Genomic DNA, 1,554 nt, shown 5'->3' with positions numbered 1-1,554 from the left:
TAGGATAAAAAAAAATTTTTTTATGGGTTGTAAATTTTTCAATAAAAAGTTAAAATATAGTATATTTTATAAATTTGAGAAAGGAGGCAGTATTTTATACTGTAAAAAAATCTATGAAAAAAATGGGATTAACAACTAGGATAATGGTTGGGCTAGCACTTGGGATTGTATTTGGGCTAATATTAAGTCCTTTTGCAAAAAATCCCTTCGTAAAAGATGTCGTTATTGATTCAGTCCTTGCTTTTTTTGGAGGAATGTTTATCAATCTTATGAAAGTTATGATTGTACCGTTAGTTTCTATTTCTCTTGCAATGGGAGCAGCTTCTATTGGAGATATAAAAAAACTTAAAAGAATTGGTACAAAGGTTTTGGGTTTCTATTTTGCAACTACTGCTATTGCTGTAGTAATTGGATTATTTGTAGCAAAAGTTTCTGGAATCGGAATGGGAATGGTTCATGGAGAACTTCCTAAAGGTGAATTTAAAATTGCGGAGCAAGGTAAACTTATTGATATTCTTCTTGATATGATTCCAAAAAACATTATTAATGCAATGTCAGAGGAAAAAATGCTTGCAATTATAGTATTTTTTCTGCTATTAGGAGTTGCAATTTCAGCTTTAGGAGATAAAGTAAAAAATTTAAAAGCTTTACTTGAAGAAGCAAATGAACTTGTGTTAAAAATGGTGGAACTTATAATGGAAGTAGCTCCAATAGGAGTATTCGCACTAATTTCAAAAGTTGTTGCTTCAACAGGTGTGGATGTGCTTTTAAAATTGCTTGGATTTGTGGCTGCAACATTATTTGCATTTGTTATTCATACAGGTGTTTATCAAATAATGCTAACAACTATGGCAAAAGTAAGTCCATTAAGATTCTTCAAAAAATTCTTTAATGTTATATCAGTTGCATTTTCTACATCCAGCAGCAATGCAACAATCCCAGTAAATATTGAGACTTTAACAGAAAAATTTGGTATATCTGAGGAAATAAGTTCATTCACAATTCCTTTAGGAGCAACTGTAAATATGGACGGTACTGCAATTATGCAAGGTGTTGCTGCCGTATTTATTGCAAATCTTTATAATATTCATTTAGGACCAACACAATATTTGGGAATTATTTTAACAGCAGTACTGGCTTCTGTTGGTACAGCAGGTGTTCCAGGTGCAGGTATGCTAATGCTTTCGCTTGTATTAAAACAAGCAGGATTACCGCTTGAAGGAATTGGTGTTGTAATAGGTGTTGACAGAATAATAGATATGTTCAGAACAGCAGTAAATATAACAGGAGACGCTGTCTGCACAATGGTTGTAGCTAGAAGTGAAAACGAAATTACAGATCCCCAAAAATTCTATAACTAATTTTAGTAAAATTTCGCTAAAATTAGACTGAAAAATTATATTATTTATATAAAATTATTATTTTTAAACAAATTATTCAAAAACTGTCTTTTAATCTTAAAACAGGACTATTAGACAGTTTTTTATTTCAAGTTATTCTTTTCTATTTTTCAACTTACTTATTTCATATAATGAAAGTGCATAAATCTCTGTT

The 1,554-nt window shown here is 30.4% G+C and carries 1 protein-coding gene; it reads left to right on the top strand.

Going from position 1 to position 1,554, the window contains the following annotated elements:
- The first annotated feature begins 113 nt into the window (after positions 1-113).
- Entirely contained in the window at positions 114-1,361 is a 1,248-nt protein-coding gene (locus Q0370_RS03820) for a dicarboxylate/amino acid:cation symporter (RefSeq protein ID WP_299572342.1), read from the top strand.
- The last annotated feature ends 193 nt before the right edge of the window (positions 1,362-1,554 follow it).

Source organism: uncultured Leptotrichia sp. (assembly GCF_938036635.1).
In the GTDB taxonomy this organism is placed as follows: Bacteria; Fusobacteriota; Fusobacteriia; order Fusobacteriales; family Leptotrichiaceae; genus Leptotrichia; species Leptotrichia hongkongensis.
This window is presented reverse-complemented; position numbering and strand designations above follow the sequence as displayed.

What these genes read in the sequence shown, in the direction of transcription:
- Q0370_RS03820 (WP_299572342.1), top strand. Translation starts at nt 114, where the DNA reads ATGAAAAAAATGGGATTAACAACTAGGATAATGGTTGGGCTAGCACTT.